15 protein-coding genes are annotated in these 19,696 nt (G+C 33.0%); 12 read left to right on the top strand and 3 right to left on the bottom strand.

Annotated features, from left to right (window positions below; all coding sequences use genetic code 11):
- Nucleotides 1-602 precede the first annotated feature (602 nt).
- From C3729_RS10040 to C3729_RS10080, 9 genes are all read left to right on the top strand, one after another.
- Nucleotides 603-3,731 carry a glycoside hydrolase family 2 TIM barrel-domain containing protein gene (locus C3729_RS10040; protein WP_104794021.1) on the top strand — a complete coding sequence of 1,043 codons (3,129 nt, stop codon included), beginning with the start codon at nt 603-605 and terminating at the stop codon, nt 3,729-3,731.
- A 10-nt stretch (nt 3,732-3,741) separates the two neighbouring features.
- Nucleotides 3,742-5,625: an Ig-like domain-containing protein gene (locus C3729_RS10045; RefSeq protein WP_123057194.1), complete on the top strand. Its 1,884-nt coding sequence runs from the start codon at nt 3,742-3,744 to the stop codon at nt 5,623-5,625.
- A 29-nt stretch (nt 5,626-5,654) separates the two neighbouring features.
- Nucleotides 5,655-6,500 (top strand): family 16 glycosylhydrolase, encoded by an 846-nt coding sequence (locus C3729_RS10050; protein WP_104794022.1) that lies wholly within the window; start codon nt 5,655-5,657, stop codon nt 6,498-6,500.
- A 32-nt stretch (nt 6,501-6,532) separates the two neighbouring features.
- Complete coding sequence (locus C3729_RS10055) at nt 6,533-8,080, top strand: T9SS type A sorting domain-containing protein (protein WP_104794023.1); 1,548 nt, start codon at nt 6,533-6,535, stop codon at nt 8,078-8,080.
- Between the two features lie 71 nt (nt 8,081-8,151).
- Nucleotides 8,152-10,866, top strand: a complete 2,715-nt coding sequence (locus tag C3729_RS10060; protein ID WP_133159970.1) for a triple tyrosine motif-containing protein — start codon at nt 8,152-8,154, stop codon at nt 10,864-10,866.
- A 33-nt stretch (nt 10,867-10,899) separates the two neighbouring features.
- Nucleotides 10,900-11,364 (top strand): hypothetical protein, encoded by a 465-nt coding sequence (locus C3729_RS10065; protein ID WP_104794025.1) that lies wholly within the window; start codon nt 10,900-10,902, stop codon nt 11,362-11,364.
- A 12-nt stretch (nt 11,365-11,376) separates the two neighbouring features.
- Nucleotides 11,377-11,769 carry a hypothetical protein gene (locus C3729_RS10070; RefSeq protein ID WP_104794026.1) on the top strand — a complete coding sequence of 131 codons (393 nt, stop codon included), beginning with the start codon at nt 11,377-11,379 and terminating at the stop codon, nt 11,767-11,769.
- 28 nt (nt 11,770-11,797) lie between these two features.
- Nucleotides 11,798-12,142: a phage holin family protein gene (locus tag C3729_RS10075; protein ID WP_104794027.1), complete on the top strand. Its 345-nt coding sequence runs from the start codon at nt 11,798-11,800 to the stop codon at nt 12,140-12,142.
- Between the two features lie 164 nt (nt 12,143-12,306).
- Nucleotides 12,307-12,750, top strand: coding sequence for a DUF2147 domain-containing protein (locus tag C3729_RS10080; protein WP_104794028.1), 444 nt, complete (start codon nt 12,307-12,309; stop codon nt 12,748-12,750).
- Between the two features lie 35 nt (nt 12,751-12,785).
- Here C3729_RS10080 and C3729_RS10085 read toward each other — a convergent pair whose 3' ends face one another.
- Nucleotides 12,786-14,558, bottom strand: coding sequence for an AMP-dependent synthetase/ligase (locus C3729_RS10085; protein WP_104794029.1), 1,773 nt, complete (start codon nt 14,556-14,558; stop codon nt 12,786-12,788).
- Nucleotides 14,559-14,680: 122 nt separating this feature from the next.
- On the opposite strand from C3729_RS10085, the gene C3729_RS10090 reads away from it, so the two are divergent.
- The 3 genes from C3729_RS10090 (at nt 14,681) to C3729_RS10100 (ending at nt 17,706) form a co-directional block, all read left to right on the top strand.
- Nucleotides 14,681-15,823 (top strand): acyl-CoA dehydrogenase, encoded by a 1,143-nt coding sequence (locus C3729_RS10090; RefSeq protein WP_104794030.1) that lies wholly within the window; start codon nt 14,681-14,683, stop codon nt 15,821-15,823.
- 90 nt (nt 15,824-15,913) lie between these two features.
- Complete coding sequence (locus C3729_RS10095; protein ID WP_104794100.1) at nt 15,914-16,987, top strand: DUF2891 domain-containing protein; 1,074 nt, start codon at nt 15,914-15,916, stop codon at nt 16,985-16,987.
- Nucleotides 16,988-16,998: 11 nt separating this feature from the next.
- On the top strand, nt 16,999-17,706 hold the full coding sequence (locus tag C3729_RS10100; RefSeq protein ID WP_133159971.1) for an endonuclease/exonuclease/phosphatase family protein: 708 nt from the start codon (nt 16,999-17,001) through the stop codon (nt 17,704-17,706).
- Nucleotides 17,707-17,838: 132 nt separating this feature from the next.
- On the opposite strand, the gene C3729_RS10105 is transcribed toward C3729_RS10100, so the two are convergent.
- Both C3729_RS10105 and C3729_RS10110 read right to left on the bottom strand, forming a co-directional pair.
- Nucleotides 17,839-19,008 (bottom strand): DUF4349 domain-containing protein, encoded by a 1,170-nt coding sequence (locus C3729_RS10105; protein WP_133159972.1) that lies wholly within the window; start codon nt 19,006-19,008, stop codon nt 17,839-17,841.
- A 173-nt stretch (nt 19,009-19,181) separates the two neighbouring features.
- Entirely contained in the window at nt 19,182-19,688 is a 507-nt protein-coding gene (locus tag C3729_RS10110) for a hypothetical protein (protein ID WP_104794033.1), read from the bottom strand.
- Nucleotides 19,689-19,696 lie beyond the last annotated feature (8 nt).

Genomic DNA, 19,696 nt, shown 5'->3' on the forward strand with positions numbered 1-19,696 from the left:
AATAGCAGGATTACTTTTGATACCTATCGTAATTATTATAGGAGTTATCCTGTTTTTTATAGAAAAATAAAGAATAGCTCTCTGAATATTTAACATCATTTGAGATAAATAAAAAGCCATTTTTAAACAGTCCCAAAAATTTAAAATTTTTTTTTAATATTTTCATGCTATATTTTTAGTGGTTTTAAAATTCATTTTGAATAAATTTATAGAAAATCATAGTGTTTTTTGATATTATATTTAATCTATTTGTTTTAAATTTTACTTCAGAAAATTTTGTTAAAATAGCATTACAATCATTAATCTATAATTTTAAGTAGATATAAAGTTTTTTTCTGTTAACATTTTTATATTCTATTTCTTGGTAAAGCTCAATTTTTACTTTTCTTTTAATTAAAATTGTTTTGATTACCGTTTTAAAAAAATCTTTTTTTTGATTTTTTATTACTGATAGTCAGTCATTTAATTTTTAAATTATAATTGTATAGTAAATGTATATATAGCTAAATTTTATCTATATCTTATTTAAATATTAAATTTAGGATAAGAAAAATTGAAGAAAATTTTTCAGTTCAGATTATAGGTAAGATAAGCTATTTACTATGAAAAAAATTGCATTAGTTTTTATTTGTTTGATGACTCAACTCTTGTATTCCCAAAGTGCGAATGTAAAAATTGAAAATCAAGCGGATGGTCAAAAACTTTTAGTTGACGGAAAACCATTGATGATTAATGGTATGAATTGGGATTATTATCCTATAGGAACCAACTATAACTATTCGCTGTGGAATCAAAAAGATGATTTCATTAAAACAGCACTCGACAGTCAAATGTCACTTCTCAAAAACATGGGTGTAAATGCCATCAGAGTTTACACTGGCATTCCAGCCAAATGGATTACCTACATTTATGAAAATTACGGAATCTACACCATGCTTAATCATTCTTTTGGCAGATATGGACTTACCGTAAATGGAACTTGGATTCCGAATACAGATTACGCCAATCCCGCAACCAGAGCGTTACTCCTCAAAGAAGTAAAACAACTTAGTCAACAATACAAAAACACACCAGGATTGCTTCTTTATCTTTTAGGAAATGAGAATAACTATGGTTTGTTTTGGGATGGTGCAGAAACAGAAAATATTCCTGTAGCCGAAAGAAAATCTACGCATAGAGCAGAAGCCATGTATAAACTCTTTAACGAAGCTGCTCTAGAAATGAAATCAGTAGACCAAAACCATCCTATAGCCATGTGTAATGGTGATTTATTATTTCTAGACATTATTGCTAAAGAATGTAAAGATATAGACATCTATGGAACCAATATGTACAGAGGCGTTTCTTTCGGAGATGCGTTTTTACGTGTTAAAAATGAATTCGGAAAACCATTACTATTTACAGAATTTGGAGCCGATGCTTTCAATGAACTTACGGGTAAAGAAGATCAAGATGCCCAAACTTATTATTTACTAGGAAACTGGCAAGAAATTTATGAAAATGCAGCAGGAATGGGAAAAGCTGGTAACAGTATTGGTGGTTTTACTTTTCAGTTCAGTGATGGATGGTGGAAATACAAACAAAATGAAAATTTAGAAGTTCATGATGCTAATGCTTCTTGGAGTAACGGTGGTTACATAAAAGATTATGCAAAAGGCGAGAATAACATGAACGAAGAATGGTTTGGCATCAGTGCAAAAGGAACTCCAGATGCTAATGGATTGTATCAAGAATTTCCACGTTCTGCATATTACGCTTTGAAACAAGCTCATCAATTTAATCCTTATGACAGCTCATCATTGGTGAATTCTAACACCGTTAAAAACCATTTTAACCAAATTAATATTGCAGACGCTCAACTTAGAGCTAGAGGCGACCAAGCTGCCTTAAAAGCAGAAAGCAGTGACAAACTAAAAATAAGCAATTTAAGAGCTGATTTTAACACGTATAATACTGGTGGTAGCCTTATCACTACTCCAAAAGATAAAACTGATGGATATAATTCTTACCCAAATCAACAAGGATTTGATCATACCCAATCGTATTACATTGGTGTAGAAGCGAATCCTACTTCTAATATGAGAGCCAATGTGAATGTAAATATTTTAGGAAATGTAGCCGAAAATCCTATTGACCAAATCTTTTATGAAAACAGAGGTAGAAGCGTAGAAGTTCTAAATGCAGATGGTACCACTACCCAAATGAAAGATCTGAACCGCGTACAAATATATAGCGCGAGTTATCATTGGAATCATAAATGGTTTGACTTAGACGGATTCTACAGAACAGGTCATTATCATTGGGGTTACGAAGGTGATATTTTTGGATTGTATCCAGAAGCCAATTACGGTCCTAATATTGATATTTATAATGGTGAAGCACCTTTCGGATTTGAATTTGCAGGTAAAAAAGCCATCAATGGATTAAAAATCGCTTTCGGTCCAGAATTATGGTGGGGCGCAAACCCAGCTGTTTTGGTTAAATATTCCAAAAAAGTAGGAAAATTTGATCTAACGGGAGTTTTCCATGAAGATTTAGACCAAAGAGGCACTACTCAGAGTTCATTTGCCATTCCGCAACCACAAACGAGAAGAGCTACACTTGCTGTTCAAAGAAAATTTGGAAAATTGGGCATTGATTTAGGCGGAATTTGGGCTGGTCAACCTTTAAACGGTAGAACCTTCCAAGTTTACAGAGATGGAAACGTTTATCAAGACCAAATTAACGACCAAGACAATTGGGGAGGAAAAGTAAAATTTACTTATGCAGGCGGAAGATTTAATTGGTATGCACAAGGTGCAGCAATGGGATTGGTTGCTAATGGTGGAGCAGATAATACTCAAACGTTCACCGGTTGGAGATTAAAAGACAGTGGAAGTGGTAACCAATATAATTTCTTGACTGGTTTTACTTTCAATATCGGAAATTTACAGATTGCGCCTAATTTCTTATGGCAAAAACCAATCGAAGGACCCGTTCCTTTTGGCGCTCCTGCTCCAGGAAGACCTAGAAATATTTTAGAAGATCCATTTGTAGTAAGAGCCAACAGAGAACAAACTGCAGGAGAAATTTTATTCACGTATGATCCTACACCCGCTACTTGGATGTACAGTTGGGACAGTGACAAAACCGAAGATGCTAAGTTTGCCATCAGTGCAGGATTTGTTTACAGACATTTACCAACTACACAAGACGCTGCCATCGGAATTTTACCAGACGGCAGAACCACTTTTGCTTTCCCTGGTGCTGCTCCAGCAAAAGATCTTTGGGAAGTGAACACGAGAATCGTTTCTAAACTCACTAATGATTTTGGAATTATTGCCAATATTTATGGAGGAACCGCTCAAGCCAATGGTAGCGATACTAGAACTGTAGAAAGAGTAGGACTAGACCTAAGAACGATTTATAAAAAAGTGAAATTTATTTCTGCTGTTAAATTCAATGATTGGGGACCTTACGATTATCATAGAGATTACAACTTAACTTTCCCAATGCAATTAATCGGTGATTTATCTTTTGAAATCGGCAAACCAGAATGGTGGATTTTGCCGGGAACTAGAATTGGTATTCGTGGAACTTATAGAACTTTAGACCAATATTCTCCTAGATATGCACCTACTTATACCATAGATGCCGCTGGAAATTGGGTAGCAGATCCTACTGCAATTGGTTTCCCAAATGGAAACGAGTGGGAAATCAGAACGTATATTCAAATCAACATAGGCAAATAATTTTATCAAAATGAAAAATATATTTAAACATAAATTCATTAAGCCATTTTTAGGAATTTCTTTGCTGCTTGCATTGGGCTGTCAAAGAGATCTAAATGACCTAGAACCTGCTAGTTATTCTAAAAATCCAGATGTTTTCTTAGACACTTTTAGTGCAGGACTTAACTATGCCGCATTTGGCGGTTCAGATGTTAAAGCTTTCGATGTAGATACTCAAGTGAAGTATTCTGGAACTACCTCTATGAAAATTGCTGTTCCTGATTATGGAAGTCCAGAAGGAGCTTATGCTGGTGGAACTTTTTTCACTTCTGTAGGAAGAGATTTATCCGATTACAATGCCTTAACATTTTGGGTTAAAGCCACTCAATCTGCTAATATAGACGTTTTAGGTTTTGGTAATGATTTAGGCGAAAATAAATATCAAGTTTCGCTTTCTGGAGTTGCCGTGAACACGAATTGGAAGAAAGTTATTATTCCTATTCCAGATGCTGCGAAACTAAAAATGGAAAGAGGAATGTTCTTCTATTCCGAAGGACCAGAAAACAATAAAGGTTACACTTTTTGGATTGACGAAGTAAAGTTTGAAAAAATAGGAACTATTTCTTATCAATCTGCAACAGTTTTAAATGGAGAAAACAAAACGGTGACTTCATTTGTAGGCGTAAAAAATGTATTAGATGGTTTAACTGCTCAGTTTAGTATGCCTAATGGAACTACACAAGCAGTTAACCTTACGCCTTATTATTTCAATTTTGCGAGTTCTAATCCTAGTGTAGCCACTGTAGATGGAGTAGGTAATGTGAATACCATAGCAGCAGGAAACTCTATCATTACCGCTTCTTTGGGAAATAATGTTGCTAAAGGAAGTCTTACCATTAATTCTAGTGGTGCCTATACGCATGCTCCAACTCCAACCCAAGATGCTTCTAAAGTTATTTCTTTGTTTAGTGACAAATATTCTAATGTTCCCGTAGATTATTATAATGGTTATTGGGCACCATATCAAACAACTCTCTCTTCAGATTTTGTGGTAGAAGGAGACCATGTACTAAATTATACTAATTTCAACTTTGTAGGCATGCAAATGAGTTCACCTCCAGTGAATGCAACCTTTATGTCACATTTGCATTTAGATATTTATTTACCAAATGCAATGCCAGCTGGAGCTAATTTTAAAATACAAGTTTTAGATTTCGGTGCCAATGGAGTTTATGGAGGAAATGATGACAAAACAGGCGAAACAACTATTACAGCTCCTACTTTACAAGGTCAAAAATGGGTGAGCCTAAATATTCCAATAACTGCGTTTGCTGGACTTACTTCTAAAGCACATATTGGTCAAGTAATTTTTGTAGGAACGAATATTTCTGGATTCTATGCAGATAATATTTATTTTTACAATGACGGAAGTATCATTACCCCAACTCCTACAGTAGCAGCACCAACACCTACTCATGCAGCTAATACTGTATTGTCAATTTTTAGTGATGCTTATACCAATGTTACAGGCACAAATTTTAATCCTAATTGGGGACAAGCTACCCAAGTGTCACAAGTATCAGTCTCTGGTAATAATACTCTAAAATACGCCGGACTCAACTATCAAGGAACACAGTTTGGTAGTAATCTTAATGTATCTTCTTATGGGTATTTACACATTGATTATTATTCTTCTAATTCTACTGCCCTTAATTTTTATTTAATCAGTTCAGGACCTGTAGAAAAAGCGTATTCTCTGTCTGTTCCTACAAGTTTGGGAACTAATAATAATGGTTGGAAAAGCATTGATATTCCATTGTCAGCCTTTTCACCTGTAGCGCTTAATAATCTTATTCAGTTTAAAGTAGATGGAAACGGAGATGTTTTCTTTGATAATATTTATTTCCACAATTAAAATGATTCCTAATTTTTAAATTAAAATTTATGAAATTTTTCGAAATCAAAAATATTCAAAAAGTAATTCTTACCAGTAGTTTAGGACTTTTTTTACTACCACTTATAAGTTGTGAAGAAGAAGCTGTACAAAATTTACCTACCCGAAATTGGGAACTTGTATGGAGCGACGAATTCGAAGGTAATGCAGGAACTTTACCAGACGCAAGTAAATGGACTTATGACATCGGAACAGGTACGAATGGTTGGGGAAACCAAGAATTAGAATATTACACCAAAAGAACTGATAATGTAAAACTTGATGGCACAGGAAATCTAGTCATTACCGCCAAAAAAGAAAATTATTCTGGTTCTGCTTTTACTTCTGCAAGAATTAAAACTCAAGGTTTATTTTCTCAGACCTATGGTAAAATAGAAGCCAGAATTAAAACACCTTATGGACCTGGAATTTGGCCAGCATTTTGGATGCTCGGAGATGACATAGGCACTGTTGGTTGGCCACAATCTGGAGAAATAGACATCATGGAACTTAAAGGTAATATTCCAAATGTGGTCTACGGAACTTTACATGGTCCTGGCTATTCTGGTGGTGCTGCCAAAACCAAATCTTATGGTTTGCAAAATTCTAGATTTGACCAAGATTTTCATGTATTCGGTATCGAATGGAAAGAAAACCAAATTGACTTTTTTGTAGATGGCTTTCTTTACCAGAGAGTTACTCCAAAAGATGTTACTGGAGAATGGGTCTACAATAATCCTTTTTTCTTAATTCTTAATGTAGCAGTTGGAGGGAATTTCGTGGGTTTTCCAACCGATGGAACTTCCTTTCCACAGAATATGTACATCGATTATGTACGTGTATACAAGGCTAAGTAAATTTATTAATAATAACCAAAAAATTTTTAATTATGAAAAAAATATCTATTTTTTTGATGTTTTTGCTATCAGTGTTGGTTTTTTCGCAGCCTAGCACTAATGCTCCAACCCCTACTCATGCATCTACAGATGTAATATCTATTTTTAGTGATACATATACAAATGTTGCCACTAATTATAATCCATATTGGGGTCAATCGGGCACAGTTAATACCAATTTTGAAGCAGTTTCTGGTTCAGGAAATAAAATTTTAGTTTATTCTAATTTTAATTATCAAGGGACCGAAGTTTCAACCCAAAATGCTTCTGCAATGGAATATTTGCATATAGATGTTTGGACCAATAATGCTACCGTTCTTAAAGTTTCTCCTATTAATAATGGAACTGGGACAAATGAAAAATTAGTAGAAGTAACACTTGTCAATGGGGGATGGAGCAGTGTAGATATTCCTAAAAGTTCTTTTACAGGAATGACATGGGATTCAGTATTTCAATTCAAATTTGATGCACAATCAGGAACTACACCATGTACTGTATATTTAGACAATATTTATTTCTGGAAAACAGGCACTACGGCTTCTGCGGATGCTACTTTGAGTGATCTAAAAATTGATGGTGCTACCATTACAGGATTTAATGGAAGTGCAACCACTTATAACTATGGTGTTCCGGGAGGAAATCCTATTCCGCAGATTACAGCAGCTACAACTACTAATTCATCAGCTACAATAACTAGTATAACTCAAGCAAGTGCTATACCAGGAAATGCTACTGTATTGGTAACTGCAGCAGATGGAACAACAACTAAAACATATACGATTTCTTATTTTTATAATTCGCCAGCTACTGCAGCTCCTACACCAAGTCATTCTAATGTGGTGTCTTTATATAGCGGAGCCTACTCCAATATAAATGTTGACACATGGAATACAGGATGGAGCCAAGCATCTTATTCTGAAGTCAATATTGCTGGTAATGCCACAAAAAAATATACAAGTCTAGGATTTAATGGAGTAGAAACTACAAGTAATCCAATAAATGCAGGAGGAATGTCTTATTTACATATGGATGTTTGGACTCCAAATATTACCACCCTTGGCTTGAAACTTGTAAGTTTCTTAGGAGATGGATATGGAGGTGCTAATGGTGATTCTGAAGGTAATGTAAATGTAAATTTAACTGCTGGTCAGTGGAACCAATTGCATATTCCATTGTCAGACTTTACTGCTGCAGGATTAAGTAGCCTTAATGATTTACAACAATTTATTTTCACTAGTACTCCTTTTGGTAGCGGAATTTTGTTTATAGATAATGTATATTTTACTGCAGAAACATTAGGAGTTAAAGATATTAAAGCTAAAGAAAACTTTAGAGTCTATCCTAATCCTGTTCGTTCTGGTGAAATGATTAACGCTAATATAAATGTAAAAAGTTTAGAGATATATAATTTAGTAGGGCAGAAGGTTAAAACCGTTACAGGTAAAACAATTAGTACTGATGGCTTATCTAAAGGAATTTATCTTATAAAAGCAACGAAAGATAACGGCGAAGTTTTAACTTCTAAACTTATCGTTAACTAAAGTTTTATTTCATGATGTATTTTAACGCTCGTTTTTATTAACGAGCGTTTTTTTTATAAAAAGTCGTATATTTGAAATACTTCATGTACAAGAGATACTTCACATATTTTTTATTTCTTATTTCTATTTTTTCTGGGGGACAAGTCATCGCAGAAAAAGGGATTCCTTTTATTAAAAATTATCTTCCTGAAGATTATGGAAACCACGGTAAAATCTGGGAAATAAAGTCCGCACAGAATGGTCTCGTTTACATGGCTTCTGAAAACGGTTTATTAGAATTTGACGGTAAAAAATGGAACCGTTTCCGAGATTACAAAGGATACACTCGTTCGCTTTTTTTAGCCAATGATTCTACTATTTATACCGGTGCAGACATGGATTTTGGGATTTGGAGAAAAAATAAATTCCAAAAATTTGATTATCAATCGCTTTATCCTTACAACAGAAAAATCGGTGGCGTAAATGAAGAGTTCTGGGGAACTTACGCTTATCAAAATCAAATTGTTTTTGTTTCTCATCAGAACTTATATCAATATTCCAACAAGAAAATCACCAAAATTCCTGCTCCTGTTCGTTTTTTTGAAAGTTTTCAAGTAAAAGGCAGAATCTTTTTAGCCGATGAGAAAAAAGGTCTTTATGAATATGTGAATAACCAATTGGAGCTCTTGTTTTCTTATCCAAATGATAAAAATTTAGAAATTTCAGGGATTTATATTGAGCAAAACGGTACCATTATTATCGTGACGAGAAGTTCTGGAATTTACACCTTCCAAAACGGAAAATTACAAACAGTTACTCTAGAAATCAGTTCAGAAATTATCAAAAATAAGGTTTTTAGTTTTACCTATTTTGACGAAAAATATTGGGCTTTTGGTACGATTCTCAATGGTTTATATATTACTGACCATCAAGGAAAAATCATTCAGCATCTCAATAAAGACAAGGGAATGCCCAATAATACCATCCTCAGTTTGCATTATCAAAAAAATGGAAAAATATGGATGGGATTAGATTATGGGTTATCTTATTCTGATATCAAAAACAACGTTACTTACTTTTATAACACCAATACCAATTTCGGAACAGGTTACACCGCTGCTTTAGATGGAGATTCTTTTTATTTAGGCACTAATCAAGGACTTTATAGTGCTTCTTGGAACGCCATGAATAACAGCAAAGACGCCAATCCTTTCCGCATTATTAATGGAGCAGAAGGACAAGTTTGGACTTTGCAAAAAGTAGGCAATATCATTCTCTTCGGTCATGACAGCGGTTTATTTGAAATAGAAAATGGTCAACTGAATAAAATCTACAATGAACCAGGCGTTATGAGCATTTTGTCTTATAGCGATGACATTTTACTTACCGGAAATTACAACGGAATTTCTATTTTCAAAAAAGAAGGCAACTCATGGAAATTCGTCAAAAAAATGAAGGTAATTCTTGGCGCCATTAATCAAATTGTGAAGGAAAACAATCGTACACTCTGGGTAAATATCCCCAATTACGGGTTTATACGATTTGTGATGGATGCTCAGTTTAATCCTATCACCAAAACCATTATTAATCCTAAAAAATTTAAAGGATATTTCCCTTATCTTTTCAAAGATCATTTGGGAATTCATATTCTTACCAATAAATCAGAATATTTATATAGTAATTCTACCCAACAGTTTAAATTGATAAAAAAACAAGTTCATCTAAAAAACATTAATAATAGATTTACGGGATTTTATCTTCCTCTTGCACTTAATTCAGAATACGGTTTTTACTCCATTCATAATGGTTTTGCCCTTGAAAAAACAATAAAACAAAAACAAAATTATCCTTTTTATTCAGAGTTGCTTTTCAGAAAAAGTCAAGCTTTTAACAATCAAGAAACTAAAGATTTATATCGTGGTTCGGAGGTTCCTTATCGTTTTAATAACGTGAAATTTTCTTTTATTCATCCTCATGAAACGGCAATTCAATATCAATATTATTTAAAAGGATTTTCTGACGATTGGAGCAATTTTAGCGAACAGAACGAAATTGAGTTTTTAGGACTAAGAGAAGGAAGTTATATTTTATTTGTAAAAGCCAAAAAAGGGGAGCAAATTTCTTCTGTAAAAAGTTTTTCGTTTATCATTAATGCACCTTGGTACAGAACTTATTGGAGCTATTTTTTCTACCTTCTTTTGTTATATGCTACTTTTGTTTTTTTGAAAAAAATTCACTTAAAAAGATTAGCTAAACAGAAAAAAATATTTTTAGAAAAAGAGAAAAAAGCACTAGAAGAACAAGCGGAAAAACACCGCCAAGAAATGCTTTTAGAAAAACAAAAGCAATTGGAGCTAGAACAAAATAAACTCAAAGAAGAGATTAAAAATAAGACGATTGAACTCGCTACCAAAGCAAAAGATGATGATGATAAAAATAGAATTTTGCAAACCATTAATGAAAAAATAGGTGAAGCTGAAAGTAACCCTAATATTCTTAAACTAAAATTAGGTGAAATCCGAAGAATGGTACAAAATTATCTAGAAACAGAAGACCATACCTTCGAAATTCAAATGGATGAGTTGCATCAAGAGTTTTTCAAAGCCATGAAGAAAAGATTCCCAAATCTTTCTATCTATGACCTCAGATTATGTGCTTATCTCAAAATTGGTCTCAATTCTAAAGAAATGGCTGATATTTTTCAGGTTCTTCCTTCGAGTATTAATGTTAGTCGCTCTAGATTAAGAAAAAAACTGAATTTATCGCCAGATGAAGATTTATATGAATTTTTAAATTCTGTAGAATAAATTCTAAGAAATTCATTAACTTTAAAAGAAAAAATGAAAGCCTTTTTTTCTTTTGTAGTACTCATTTCATTTTTGGTTTCTTGCCAAAATAAATCTTCTGAAAAAGAATCAGAACGCATTAAAACAGATACTATTCTCCAAAAAAATGGTCAGGTTTTGAGTTATACCTTTTTTGATAAACAACTCTTTAAAATGAAGCGAGACCGCAGTGTATATAGTGATGCTTACCAAAAAAGGATTGCTAAATTAGTTGAATATTATCTGGATAAAAATAACCAAACTGGTGTACAATTTCAACTTAAAAATCCTGAAGCGAAGTTGGGTTATTCTGTAGAAGAAACCGATTGGGAAGGCGTACTTTATACCCAAATTGGCCTTTTTACGATGGGAAAATCCAATATGAAAACATTTCAATGGTTATTTTACAATGCAAAAACCCAAGAACTCTATGAGTTTGACGTTCCGCAAAATACACCTATCTTATTTAAGTACCGATAATTTTTAAAATATATGAAAATCAAACAACTACAAAGCATTTTAGACCAGCAACCTTCTGTTTCTGGAAACACTTATTTTATCTTCATTGTTTGGGGAATATCTTGGCTGTTTGCACTGGTCTTTTTACTCTTGGGCATTGGACTTTTGCTCGAAAGTTTGCTTCATTATAAAATATTTTTAGATACAGTCGCCCAAAAATTACATCTTGTGCTTACTGATGAACAGCGCTGGAACATTTCTACGAGTCTGGGATGGCTCTCATTGATTCTCGCTTTTGTTTTTGGAGCGATGATTTATATCTGCAAAATGGTTTTGGTGAGAAATCACTTCATTATTCAGTTAGAAGAATGGCTTATTTCTGAAATAAAAGAAGTAAAAATAAATCGCAAAATTTCAAAAAAATAACTAAATTTACTCTTATAAATACCAAATTATGAACACTATTATTAAACTTATCATTACCGCTGTTGTGGCTTATTTATTGCCCAATGTTCTCAGTGGAGTACATGTTACTACTTTCTCTGCAGCGATTATTTTTGCTATTGTATTAGGACTTTTGAATTTATTTGTAAAACCTATTTTGCATTTATTTTCTTTTCCAATTACGCTTTTAACTTTAGGATTATTTGCTTTGGTTATTAATGCCATCATTATACTTTTGGCAGACCGTTTTACAGACGGCATTCAGATTGATGGATTCTGGTGGGCACTTATTTTCAGTGTGGCTTTATCTATCATCACTTCTGTTTTAGAAAGCATCTTCATCAGCAAAGAATAAATTCATTTCATTTTAAATATGATTCAAACCTCAAGAAATTGAGGTTTTTCTTTTTTCTAAAAATTTTGAAAATCCTCTTCAAAATTCTGTAAAACATTTTATCTCCGGCTTTTACATCTTTACAAAAATTTAAAACAACACCATCACCTTAAAAATATAAAGTCATGAGCAGAATATTATTTATTTTATTATTTCTTATTTTCGGAAAATTGAGTGCTACCAATCCTGATGATCTTTTGGGAACTTGGATGAGCACAGATAATAGTGTAAAAGTAGAAGTATATAAAGTCAATAATCAATTTAAAGCCAAAGTTCTTTGGTTTAATCATCTTTTGAGCGAAAGCAAAACGCCCATGCATTTGTCTTTAGATACGAATAATCCCAATCCTGCATTGAGAAATAGAAAAATTCTTGGCATGGAAATTTTAGATGGATTGCGCTATGATGCTCAGAAAAAAGAATGGGTTAATGGAAAAATTTATGACGCTTCTAGCGGAAGATATTGGAGTTCTTGTGCCAAATTGCTCCAAAACGGAACATTAAAAGTTCGCGGTTTCTGGAAGGTAGAATGGATAGGAAAATCTATATCTTTTAGAAAAGTATCTTAAAAAAAGACCTCCTAAAATGGGAGGTCTTTTTTGATTTATGCTCTGTCGTATAATTTTTCGTAAAGGTTAAAGAATTTTTCTTTTACCGCTTTACGTTTTAGTTTCATCGTTGGAGTAAGTAAACCATCTTCAATCGTCCAAAGTGTAGGCGTAAGTTCTATTTTCTTGATTTGCTCCCATTTTCCTAAAGTAGCATTCAGCAAATTAATATCTTTCATAATTCTTGCTTTTAGCTCAGGAGAATTCGCCATTTCTTCTGGAGTTTTGCCTATTTTAAGATGTTTTCTCTCTGCCCAAAGCTTTGCAAAAGCATAGTCTGGTTGTACTAAAGCACACGGCATTTTTTCGCCGTCACCTACTACCATAATTTGCTCGATAAATTTAGAACCTTTCGCTAAATTTTCTAAAACTTGAGGCGCAACATATTTTCCACCAGAAGTTTTGAACATTTCTTTTTTACGGTCTGTAATGTGTAAGAAACCTTCTTCGTCTATATGACCAATGTCTCCCGTCATGAAGTAACCATCTTCTGTAAATGCTTCTTTGGTTTTTTCGTCGTCTTTATAATATCCTTGGAAAACAGAAGGTCCTTTTACGGTGATTTCTCCATCTGCTTGGATTTTTACATCTAAGTTGTCTAAAACATGACCTACAGTTCCTATTTTCACTCTTTCGAAAGAATTTACCGCAATTACTGGTGAAGTTTCTGTAAGCCCGTAACCTTCTAAAATAGGAATTCCAGCACCGTGGAAACTTCTGTTCAGTTTGGTAGATAGAGCAGCAGAACCACTTACTAAAGTAATCATATTGCCTCCTAAACCTTCTCTCCATTTAGAGAACACCAATTTATCAGCAATTCTGTGTTTTAGAGATTTAGGTTTCTTCATGTCATAATTCTCAAGCAATGACAATGCCCAATAGAAAATTTTGGTTTTTAAACCACCAGCTGCAGCTCCTTTGTCTACAATTTTATCATATACTTTTTCTACCAATCTTGGTACTACCGTCATGTAATGAGGTTTCACTTCTTTTACGTTATCCCCAATTTTATCAATACTTTCTGCAAAGTGAATCGAAAAACCGTTGTACATAAATAGATAAGAAATCATTCTCTCAAAAATATGACAGATAGGTAAAAAGCTTAATACTTTAGTATCTGTGTATTCTAATTTCCAATTTCTAGGAATTCTGTGATCAGAAGCCAACACATTTGCTACAATGTTTCTGTGTGTAAGCATTACACCTTTTGGTCTACCTGTAGTTCCAGAAGTGTAAATTAAAGTTGCTAAATCATCTGGTTGAATCGTTTTAGCAATGTCTTCTACTTCTTGTTGATTGTCATCATTTTCTCCCAAATCGAGCACTTCCTTCCAGTTTGCAGCTCCAGGAATGTCATCAAAAGTAAAAATTCCTTTCAAACTTTCTACTTGAGGTTTTACTTGAAGTAATTTTTCGTACAAATCTTTATCTGAAACAAAAACGTATTTTATTTCCGCATTATTAAAGATGTAAATATAATCTTCAATAGAAATAGTAGGATATACAGGAACGTCTATTGCACCAATTTGCAAAATTCCCAAATCCATAATGTGCCATTCTGTGCGGTTATTCGTAGAAATTAACCCGATTTTATCTCCTGGTTTAATCCCTAATTTTAACAGTCCTCTGGAAATTTTATTTCCTTGATTCACATATTCTTTTGTAGAAGTTTTTGTCCAAACTCCATTATATTTGGTCACCAAAGCATCCTCTTTCGGGAATTTGTATAGCGCATGATGAGCAAAGTCAAACAATCTTGTAACTGACATACTTTACGGTTTTTGATTTTTGTAAAAATAATACTTTTTCTTAATTAACAAATAGTTAATATCAATTTTCGTTGAAATACCTAAAAAATGTATATTTACGGCAATTAATTTTAATACAAAAAATGGATTTTAATTTAACAGAAGAACAACTGATGATTCAGCAAGCAGCGAGAGATTTCGCGCAGACTGAACTTTTGCCTGGCGTAATAGAAAGAGACGAACACCAGAAGTTTCCTTATGAACAAGTAAAGAAAATGGGAGAACTAGGATTCCTAGGAATGATGGTAGACCCAAAATACGGTGGAGCAGGAATGGATAGTATTTCTTATGTTTTGGCAATGGAAGAAATTGCAAAAGTAGACGCTTCTGCAGCTGTAGTAATGTCAGTAAACAATTCTTTGGTTTGTGCTGGTCTAGAAAAATTCGCTTCTGAAGAACAAAAACAAAAGTATTTAGTTCCTTTAGCAAAAGGTGAAGTCATCGGTGCATTTGCACTTTCTGAACCAGAAGCTGGTTCTGATGCTACTTCTCAAAAAACCACTGCCATAGATATGGGAGACCATTATCTATTAAACGGTACTAAAAACTGGATTACCAATGGTGGAAACGCTCAATATTACATTGTGATTGCACAAACTGATGTGGAGAAAAAACACAAAGGAATCAATGCTTTCATCGTAGAAAAAGGATGGGAAGGTTTTGTAATTGGTAAAAAAGAAGAAAAATTAGGAATCAGAGGTTCTGATACACATTCATTAATGTTTACAGACGTAAAAGTTCCTAAGGAAAATAGAATCGGTGAAGATGGATTTGGTTTCAATTTCGCCATGGCTGTTTTGAATGGTGGTAGAATTGGTATTGCTTCTCAAGCTTTAGGTATTGCTTCTGGAGCTTATGAATTGGCACTTAAATACGCTAAAGAAAGAAAAGCTTTCGGTACAGAAATCATTAATCACCAAGCAATTGCTTTCAAATTAGCAGATATGCACGTGAATATTATGGCGGCAAGAATGCTTTGTTATAAAGCTGCTGCTGAAAAAGATGCAGGTCTAGATATTTCAGAATCTGGAGCAATGGCAAAACTATACGCTTCTCAAGTAGCAATGGATACTACCATTGAAGCAGTACAAGTTCACGGTGGTTATGGTTATGTAAAAGAATATCACGTAGAAAGAATGATGCGTGATGCTAAAATTACTCAGATTTACGAAGGAACTTCAGAAATTCAGAAAATTGTAATTTCTAGAAGTATTGCTAAGAAATAATTGGCAAATTCTTTTCAAAATATGAAAGTCGGACAAGCAATTGTTCGACTTTTTGTTTTCCTATTTATCAAATTTTTATACATTTATTCTATGAAAAAATTAAGTCTTTTTACAGTTTTGTTTTCTTTAAGTTTTTCAGCTCAAGTTCCCACGCTTACTGATGAAATCGCATTTCAATTGTCTGAAAAACCAGTACATTGCATCAATCAAGAATACCCCAATAAAACCGCGCATGTTATCAATAATGAAATTGATGTAAAACTGACTCCCAAAGAATTGCATCCTAGTTTTTATGGCTGTTTTGATTGGCATTCATCGGTTCATGGACATTGGATGCTCGTAAAACTACTCAAAGACAAACCTTTTCTCAAAAATAAAGAAGAAATTGTAAAAATTTTGGACGGTTCTTTTCAAGCGGAAAAAATAAAAACCGAAGCAGAATATTTCCATAAATATCAAGTGGCAAAAGGTTTTGAGAGAACTTACGGTTGGGCTTGGTTGCTTCAATTAGATGCAGAATTGGCGAGTTGGGATAATTCTCAAGCGAAAATTTGGCATCAGAATTTAAAACCTCTCACTGATGAAATCGTAAAATTGTGGAAAGAATATTTACCGAAACAAACGTATCCCAATAGAACAGGAGTTCATCCTAACACTGCATTTGCGCTAAGTTTTGCCATAGATTGGGCAAGAACGGTTGGCGAAAAAGATTTTGAAAATCAACTCATCGAAAAAGCAAAATATTTCTATCTAAAAGACGAAAAAACGCCTGCTTATCTGGAACCAGACGGAAGTGATTTCTTCTCGCCAAGCTTAGAAATTGCTGATTTGATGACTAGAATTCTTCCGCAAGATGAATATGTAAAATGGTTTAATAAATTCTACGAAAAAAGAAGTATTGAGAATGTTTCACAGATTCCTGTAATTTCGGATATTAATGATTATCAAACCGTTCATTTGGTTGGTTTAAGTTTTACTAGAAGTTGGTGTATGAAAAACATTGCTCAAGTTTTACCTAAAAATCACCGACACAAAAAACATTTCGAGGAAACTTCTGCCAAATTTTTAGAAAATGCTTTACCATTGGTTTTTAAAGGAAATTATGGAGGCGACCATTGGTTGGCTAGTTTTGCGGTGTATGCGCTTTCGATGAGTAATGAGTAATGAGTAATTTTATGAAAATAGCAACATTAAACATAGATTGGGCAAAAATTTATAACTCTCCAAATCATTTTCTAAAAATTGAAAAATTTCTTAATCAACAAGATTTTGATTTTTTTATTTTAACAGAAGCTTTAGCTCTTAATTTAAAGAATTATAATTTTTGTTATTTTTCAGAACAAATACCTCAAAATGTTGATTATGAAAATTTGAATTATTCCCAATATTTAAATGGAGAAAAAGCATTTAGAACAATTATTTATTCAAAATTTCCTTCTAGGAAGAAATATCAAGTTAGTGATAATAAAACAAGTTTAGCGCTTGAATTTGAAACAGAATTTGGTGACATTGTAATTTATGCAACAATTATTGGGACATGGTTTAATAAACTACCTTTTGCAAAAAAGGAGCTTGAAAATTGTGTCACAGATTGTGAAAATATATACAAGACCAATCAAAATTTATTGATTGTTGGAGATTTGAACACTTCATTTCTTGAAAATGAAATGCAATATTGCATTAATAAAGAAACTACTAAAACTATAGAAAATCTTATTGACAAACTAAGTTTATATAATACCACGAAAAACCTTAAGAAAAATATTGACCACATCATTATTCCACAAAATTTAACATCAAAAATTTTAGAAAGCAATGTCTTTGTTGAAGCAGGAATTTTAAGTGATCATCAAGGAATTTACATATGTTTGGATTCAGTTTAAATATTTTTATCGGCAAAAAATATCCAAATTTTAGAGAAAAAGTGTTTTTTGACGATATTGGAAAAAACTAAAAAAATCCTTCAGAATTTTCTGAAGGATTTTAATTTTTAAATATTTTAATTCTTTAATTTTTCATTTCTCTTTCGGCATATATTTAGAAATATCGTCATCGTTTTTATTTTCCTCAGCATTGGTTGGTTCTGTATTTTGAGGCGTTTCTGCTGATGGTTTTAATGCTTCCGCTGCTTTTATTTTTTCTCTTTCTAAAGCCAATCGTCTTTGGAATTCTTCTTCGCGTTTTTTCTTATTTCTTTTTGCCACGAAATACCAAACAATTCCTCCGATTAAAAATATTGGCCAAAACGGAATAAGCGCTAAAAATAATCCACCCAAAACCGCAAATCCTTTCATAAATGCATTAGAAGATTTATCCCCGAAAGTTTCATCTTTTTGTTCGTCATTCAGAATGTTTAAATCCTCTGCATTATTGGTTTCTGGAGTATTGTCTACCAAAGTGAGTTCCACATCGCACATTTGGCTTCCTACATAATCATTGCCTTGCACTTCTGTATTTTTAGATTCTACATTTCCCAGACTGCTCATTTTATTCACCAATTCATTAAAATTACTCAATGGTACTTTTACGGTCAAATATTGTTTGGCAATTCCTTCGTTTTCGGTATAATTTTCTGTGATAATATCTGCATTGTACGTGCTCAATTCTTGATTTAACAGGGATTTTGCAGCAGCCAAATCTTCTACCGAAACTTGCAATCTCGTGGTTTTCGAAATAGGGTAGAGTTCACGCTGAGGAACTGGTTGATTCTGAACTTGATTTTGATTTTGAATCTCTGGTTCAGATTGGTTTTGTGTATTATTTTTAGAAGTTTGTTTCAAAATTTTATTGGCCGTTTCAGCAATGACCACAGCAGCATTGTCGCCACTTTTTATGGCATTATTCGCTGAATCAATCGCTTTTCTAATGTCTTGTGCTTGTTGGCTTTTGTTATCTAATTTTTTAAATTCCCTGTTGAGGGAATCTATGTTTACATTTCCTTTTTTAATGGCATCTTCTATGATTTCTTTATGCTTATTAATTTCTGGAAGGATTACTTTTCCTACCGTACTGTTAGAATCATTGACAATTTTAGAAATAGAATCGAGGGTTTGATAACTTTCTTTTGCTTGGTTAAAAAGGCTATCTGCTGTTTTAAAGGAATCAGCTGTTTGTTGAATATCGGTTTTATTACAAGCTACCAATAATAGAGTAGCAATAAAAAGACTAAAAATTGTTTTCTTCATTTTAATAGTTTTGTTGATGCCAAACTTAATACAAAAAATGTTCCCTAAAAATAGGTAAAAAATCGTATTTACATTAAATTTTTGAAAATCAATGAATTGTAAAATAATTTTCAAAATTTTTACAAAAAAAATCCTCAGAAAAAATCTGAGGACTTGTATTGAGAAATATACTTTTAGTTACTTTCTTGAACAGAAGCTTTACCACTGAATTCACCATTTACGGTTTTGCCAGAAGCTGTTTTAAAAGAAAAACTTACCGTAAAATTATCTGTAGAATTTCTTTTCACAGTACATGTTCCTTGTGTTAAGTCGTTATAATTTTGCATAGCAGAACCTGTAGTTTCAGCATAACTGCTTAACCAATCATCTAATTTTCTAGAAGTACTTGTTAAGGTATAAGTACCATCCATAGACTGATTGTAAGGGAAATAAATGGCTAAAGATGCCATTTTCGTTGAAGTTCCCGCAGTGTTAATGAGCGTAATGGTGTAAAAATTCTCTTCTGAAGCATCACTTGCTTTGAAACCCATTACAGCAGCACTAGAAACAGCGAGTTTACTGCCATTATCTACCTGAATGTAATTGGAAGAAGAAGAACCTTCATCATCGTCTCTACTACAAGAAATGAACACAAAAGAAAATGCTAATAATAGCATTGAAAGGGAAATTAGTTTTTTCATGGTTATTG

This window comes from Cloacibacterium normanense (genome assembly GCF_002943105.1).
Classification (GTDB): Bacteria; Bacteroidota; Bacteroidia; order Flavobacteriales; family Weeksellaceae; genus Cloacibacterium.

Excerpts from the sequence above, each read along its gene's own strand:
- C3729_RS10040 (WP_104794021.1), top strand. The coding sequence starts at position 603 with ATGAAAAAAATTGCATTAGTTTTTATTTGTTTGATGACTCAACTCTTG.
- C3729_RS10045 (WP_123057194.1), top strand. The coding sequence starts at position 3,742 with ATGAAAAATATATTTAAACATAAATTCATTAAGCCATTTTTAGGAATT.
- C3729_RS10050 (WP_104794022.1), top strand. The coding sequence starts at position 5,655 with ATGAAATTTTTCGAAATCAAAAATATTCAAAAAGTAATTCTTACCAGT.
- C3729_RS10055 (WP_104794023.1), top strand. The coding sequence starts at position 6,533 with ATGAAAAAAATATCTATTTTTTTGATGTTTTTGCTATCAGTGTTGGTT.
- C3729_RS10065 (WP_104794025.1), top strand. The coding sequence starts at position 10,900 with ATGAAAGCCTTTTTTTCTTTTGTAGTACTCATTTCATTTTTGGTTTCT.
- C3729_RS10070 (WP_104794026.1), top strand. The coding sequence starts at position 11,377 with ATGAAAATCAAACAACTACAAAGCATTTTAGACCAGCAACCTTCTGTT.
- C3729_RS10075 (WP_104794027.1), top strand. The coding sequence starts at position 11,798 with ATGAACACTATTATTAAACTTATCATTACCGCTGTTGTGGCTTATTTA.
- C3729_RS10080 (WP_104794028.1), top strand. The coding sequence starts at position 12,307 with ATGAGCAGAATATTATTTATTTTATTATTTCTTATTTTCGGAAAATTG.
- C3729_RS10085 (WP_104794029.1), bottom strand. The coding sequence starts at position 14,558 with ATGTCAGTTACAAGATTGTTTGACTTTGCTCATCATGCGCTATACAAA.
- C3729_RS10090 (WP_104794030.1), top strand. The coding sequence starts at position 14,681 with ATGGATTTTAATTTAACAGAAGAACAACTGATGATTCAGCAAGCAGCG.
- C3729_RS10095 (WP_104794100.1), top strand. The coding sequence starts at position 15,914 with ATGAAAAAATTAAGTCTTTTTACAGTTTTGTTTTCTTTAAGTTTTTCA.
- C3729_RS10100 (WP_133159971.1), top strand. The coding sequence starts at position 16,999 with ATGAAAATAGCAACATTAAACATAGATTGGGCAAAAATTTATAACTCT.
- C3729_RS10105 (WP_133159972.1), bottom strand. The coding sequence starts at position 19,008 with ATGAAGAAAACAATTTTTAGTCTTTTTATTGCTACTCTATTATTGGTA.
- C3729_RS10110 (WP_104794033.1), bottom strand. The coding sequence starts at position 19,688 with ATGAAAAAACTAATTTCCCTTTCAATGCTATTATTAGCATTTTCTTTT.